We start from the raw sequence: 4,903 nt of genomic DNA, 5'->3' as shown, positions 1-4,903 counted from the left end.
GGGCACCCCCAGCCGCGCAGCGGCGAGGGGGACGCAGCGATGAGGAGGGGCGACGCGTGTGAGTGGCATTCACCCCGACATCGGTCCCGAGTTGCGCAAACTCGCTCAGAGCATTCTCGACGGGATCGACCCTGCGGTCCGCTTGGCGGCGGCGCGGGCGCTTGGCGACGGCGCCGGCACCGGCAAGTGTCAGCAGGTGTGGTGTCCGGTGTGTGCGTTGGCCGCGGTGGTGACTGGGGAGGAACACCCGTTGTTGACCGTCATCGCGGAACACAGCGTCGCGCTGCTGGCGGTGGTCCGAGCCATCATCGAGCAAGTCGACGGATCGAAGCCGCCGCCGGACGGTCCGCCGGGTGATGGTGCCGAAGCCGATACCGAAGCCGATGCTGGTCCAACGAGCCGATATCAGCCCATCACCGTCACCGTCGAGGAGTAGCCGCGGCGGTTCGGGTTAACGGCAACCGGCTTACCGCCGAAGAGTAAGCAGGTCGCAAGCGTCGATGTGGTCCCGTCCACACTGGATCGGTACTCTTGGCGCAGAACACTAACGGTCTCGGGCAATTGGGAGGGTCCATGTGGTACTGGCTTTTCAAGTACATCTTCATGGGCCCGTTGCTGGCCTTCCTTGGCCGGCCGAAAGTCGAAGGACTGGAATATGTCCCGCAGTCCGGCCCGGCGATCCTGGCCAGTAACCACCTGGCGGTCGCCGACAGTTTCTATCTGCCGCTGGTCGTCCGGCGCCGGATCACGTTCCTGGCGAAGGCCGAATACTTCACCGGCACCGGGCTGAAGGGTTGGTTCAGCCGCTGGTTTTACGGCACCACCGGGCAGGTGCCCATCGACCGCAGCGATGCCGACTCAGCGCAAGCCGCTTTGAATACCGCTGAACGGTTGCTGAGCCAGGGCAAGCTGCTCGGCATGTATCCCGAGGGCACCCGCTCGCCCGACGGCAGGCTGTACAAGGGCAAGACCGGGTTGGCTCGTCTGGCGCTGGAAACCGGAGTTCCGGTGATACCGGTAGCAATGATCGGCACCAACGTCGTCAATCCGCCCGGTAGCAAGATGTGGCGGTTCGGCCGGGTCACCGTCCGATTCGGCAAGCCGATGGACTTCTCCCGATTCGACGGGCTGGCGGGCAACCGCTTCATCGAACGAGCCGTTATCGACGAGGTGATCTACGAGCTGATGGGGCTTTCCGGTCAGGAATACGTCGACATCTACGCCGGCACCCTCAAAAACGGCAATGGGTCCGGACCGGCAACGCAATCGGACACGCGGATCCCCGAGACCGCAGCGGGCTAACGAATCGCAGTCCGGGTCAGCTGACTGCCGACACCGGCGTCGGCGTGGTGGAAGCCCGTGACGCAGTGGCGGTGGCGGTGCTGACAGCGACCGTGGCACCGGCCGCGACGATGGTCGCCAGCGCCCACCACAGGTAGGACACGCCAGCGAACTGACGCCACCCCGCGGCGCCCAGCTCGTGATGCTTGGGAAGTAGATCGATCGGTGTCCACACCATCAATGCCAGCCCGGCCGCGCTGACCGCGGCAAGCGCGGCGTTGCGTCGCCGCCAGGCCAGCACCGCCGTCACCAACACCGTCGGCAGCATCCACACCCAGTGGTGCGACCAGGACACCGGCGAAACCACCAGCCCGAACAGCGCGATACAGATCATCGCCAGGGTCGGCTCGCCGGCGCGCAGCATCCGCCGCGTCGCCCACACCGTCAGCGCCAGCACGAGCAGGCAGGCAGCCACCCACGGCAGGAAGCGTTCGTGATCGTTGAGGCCCAGCCGCGCCAGCGCCCCGGCGACGTTTTGGTTGGTGTTCAAGCTCGCCGCACCGATCCGGTCGGTGTTGTTGATCGTGTCGGTCCAGTACTCCCAGGAGTCGCGCCAGGCCAGTACAAACCCGGCCAGGGTCGCCGCCAGGAAGGACGCCATTGAGGTCAACATGGCCCGTTTGTCGCGGTTCAGCAAGAAATAAAGCAGGAACACCGCCGGGGTGAGTTTGAGGGCGATGCCGAGTCCCAGCAGCAGCCCACGGGGCCACGGGGTGCGGCGCGGCACACAGTCCGCGATCACCAGCGTCATCAGCACGACGTTGATCTGGCCGAAGGCGAAGTTCGACTTGATGGGCTCCAGGTAGATCGCCGCCGCGGCCACGATCAGCGCCGTCAGCCACCACCGGCGCAGCCAGGCCGGCCCGGGCACCAGCCGCACGGTGCTCCACACGTCGAGTCGGGTCAGCACGATCATCGTGGAGACGAGCAGCAGCGCCAACGTGATCAGCGTGATCGTCACGCTGGCGATCGGCAGGCCCAACCAGGCGAAGGGGCAAAACACGATGGCGGCGAGCGGGGGATAGGTGAACGGGAGGTTCAGGCCGATCGGGGTGTGAAATTGCGCACCGTCGGCGTAGAGCGGACGGTTATCCAGCCAGGCCTGGCCGCCCATCCGGTAGACGTCGATATCGATGCGGTACGGGGTATGACCGACGAGCCGCCAGCCGGCGTAGCCCAGTGCGGCCAGGGCCACCAGCTGGAGCAACGCCCACCAGGCATTTCGCCAGACACCCGGCTGCGCTCCGTCAGTAACACGGGCTACGGCCCCACGCCAACTGCCCACGTCGGGCGACTGCCATGTACTCATGTCGGTGACCAGCCTATCGGGGCGGATGTCTGAGCCGGTGTCGCGGAGGGCCGTCGGCGCGAAGTGGGCGTAGGTTTTCTAAGGTGCTCCGTTGGTTCGAAGACGACATCATCGGCCGTGGTCGACTGCCGTTGCTGTGCTGTCTGATCGCCTTCATCCTCACCTTTTTCGTGGCCCGCACCCTCGTGCGCTACATCCGCCATCGCGCGGACCGCGGTGTGCCGCCAAAGTGGTGGGAGCCACGCAACATTCACACCGGAAAAATGCACATCCACCATGTGGTGGTCGGAGTGCTGCTTGTGATGGTCTCCGGGGTGACGCTGGTGGCCCTGTCGGTCAACGGGCACGAACCGGAATACACCCTGGGCGCCATCGTCTTCGGCATCGGAGCCGCGCTGGTGCTCGACGAGTATGCGTTGATCCTGCACCTATCCGACGTCTATTGGGAGGAAGATGGCCGGACGTCGGTCGACGCGGTGTTCGCCGCAGTGGCGGTGGGTGGACTGCTGGTGCTGGGATTGCACCCGCTGATGTTCTTCCTCAGCCTGTGGCAAGACACCACCCACTCGGTGCTACTGCGCACCGGCGTGGTCTTCGCGATGGTGCTGATTTTGCCGCTGGCGGTGCTGGTTGTGCTCAAGGGCAAGGTGTGGACCGGCCTGATCGGCATGTTCTTCGTCCCGCTGCTGGTCATCGGTGCGATCCGATTGTCGCGCCCGCAAGCCCCGTGGGCCCGCTGGTTTTACATGAGCCGGCTAACCAAGATGGCGCGTGCGCTGCAACGCGAGCGAACGCTGCGCCGCCCCGTCGTGCGGGCCAAGCTGTGGGTGCAATACACGGTCGCCGGCACGCCGCGCCGCCCCGACCACCGCATGGTCGACGCGCTGCTGGACCGTGAAGTCCATCCGGCGCCGCCGCCGCACCCGCCGCGCGTGGTCGCCAGCGGTGCCGGCATCGGGTGACCGGCGGCTAGGAACACGTGCGGTACTTCTACGACACGGAATTCATCGATGACGGACGCACGATTGAGCTGATCTCGATCGGGGTGGTAGCCGAGGACGGCCGCGAATATTACGCAGTGTCGACCGAATTCGACCCCGAGCGGGCCGGCAGCTGGGTGCGCACCCACGTGCTGCCGAAACTACCCCCACCGGCTTCGCAGCTGTGGCGCCCGCGGGCCCGGATCCGCTCGGACCTCGAGGCGTTCTTTGACATCGACGGTGCCGAGCCGATCGAGCTGTGGGCCTGGGTCGGCGCTTACGACCACGTTGTGCTGTGCCAGTTGTGGGGCCCGATGACCCAGTTGCCGCCGACGATGCCGCGATTCACCCGTGAGCTACGCCAGCTTTGGGAAGACCGCGGGCGCCCGCGGCTGCCGCCCCGGCCGCGGGATGTGCACGACGCGCTGGTCGACGCTCGAGACCAGCTACGGCGACACCGGTTGATCACGGCCGACGACGATGCGGGCCGCACCGCGGCCCGCTGAGGAGTCGGCCGATGAGGTAAGGCGACGACGATGCGAGCCGCGGTGCGGCCCGCTGAGCAGTCGGCCGATGAGCGTTCGCCCTGATCGCTGCTTGACTAAGAGGCCGTGGCGCCCAGTTACCATAGACGGGTGAACTGGACCGTTGACGTACCGATAGAGCAGCTGCCGCCGCTGCCTCCGCTACCGGCGGATTTGCGGGCCCGGCTGGACGCCGCGCTGGCCAAGCCCGCCGCACAGCAGCCGAGTTGGACGCCCGAGCAGGTCGAGCCGATACGAACGGTCCTGGAGAGTGTTCCCCCGGTGACGGTGCCGTCGGAGGTCGTGCGGCTTCAGGAAATGCTGGCCCAGGTAGCCAGGGGTGAGGCGTTCCTGCTGCAGGGCGGCGACTGTGCCGAGACGTTCGTTGACAACACCGAACCGCATATCAGGGGCAATATCCGTACCTTGCTGCAGATGGCGGTGGTGTTGACCTATGGCGCCAGCGTGCCGGTGGTCAAGCTGGCCCGCATTGCGGGGCAGTACGCCAAGCCCCGGTCGTCGGACCTCGACGCGCTCGGATTGCGCTCCTACCGCGGCGACATGGTCAACGGATTCGCCCCGGACGCCGCGGCGCGCGAGCACGACCCGTCGCGGTTGGTACGCGCTTACGCCAACGCCGGTGCGGCGATGAACCTGGTGCGCGCCCTGACGTCGTCGGGGCTGGCGTCGCTGCATCTGGTGCACGACTGGAACCGGGAATTCGTCCGGACCTCGCCGGCCGGCGCGCG

Annotated in this window: 6 protein-coding genes; 5 read left to right on the top strand and 1 reads right to left on the bottom strand. The window is 66.7% G+C overall.

All coding sequences use genetic code 11. The annotated features are described in order from the left end of the window. The first annotated feature begins 58 nt into the window (after nucleotides 1-58). Together WAN71_RS08480 and WAN71_RS08475 are read left to right on the top strand one after the other, a co-directional pair. A complete protein-coding gene (locus tag WAN71_RS08480) occupies nucleotides 59-436 on the top strand; it encodes a hypothetical protein (protein ID WP_422224898.1) in 378 nt (125 codons plus the stop codon). A gap of 137 nt (nucleotides 437-573) precedes the next feature. After that, on the top strand, nucleotides 574-1,302 hold the full coding sequence (locus WAN71_RS08475) for a lysophospholipid acyltransferase family protein (protein WP_422224897.1): 729 nt from the start codon (nucleotides 574-576) through the stop codon (nucleotides 1,300-1,302). Between the two features lie 16 nt (nucleotides 1,303-1,318). Here the strand turns inward: WAN71_RS08475 and WAN71_RS08470 are convergent, their stop codons facing one another. Then, on the bottom strand, nucleotides 1,319-2,650 hold the full coding sequence (locus WAN71_RS08470; RefSeq protein WP_422224896.1) for a glycosyltransferase 87 family protein: 1,332 nt from the start codon (nucleotides 2,648-2,650) through the stop codon (nucleotides 1,319-1,321). An 83-nt stretch (nucleotides 2,651-2,733) separates the two neighbouring features. Here WAN71_RS08470 and WAN71_RS08465 point away from each other — a divergent pair, with 83 nt between their 5' ends. The 3 genes from WAN71_RS08465 to WAN71_RS08455 form a co-directional block, all read left to right on the top strand. Continuing rightward, a complete protein-coding gene (locus tag WAN71_RS08465) occupies nucleotides 2,734-3,612 on the top strand; it encodes a hypothetical protein (protein ID WP_422224895.1) in 879 nt (292 codons plus the stop codon). A 17-nt stretch (nucleotides 3,613-3,629) separates the two neighbouring features. Then, nucleotides 3,630-4,136: a polyadenylate-specific 3'-exoribonuclease AS gene (locus WAN71_RS08460; RefSeq protein WP_422224894.1), complete on the top strand. Its 507-nt coding sequence runs from the start codon at nucleotides 3,630-3,632 to the stop codon at nucleotides 4,134-4,136. A gap of 129 nt (nucleotides 4,137-4,265) precedes the next feature. Further along, nucleotides 4,266-4,903 (top strand): 3-deoxy-7-phosphoheptulonate synthase (locus tag WAN71_RS08455; RefSeq protein ID WP_422224893.1); only part of this gene is annotated, 638 nt, incomplete at its 3' end.

This window comes from Mycobacterium sp. (assembly GCF_049280035.1).
GTDB lineage: Bacteria > Actinomycetota > Actinomycetes > Mycobacteriales > Mycobacteriaceae > Mycobacterium.
The sequence above is the reverse complement of the archived record's forward strand: the minus strand, read 5'-3'. Positions and strand labels throughout refer to the sequence as shown.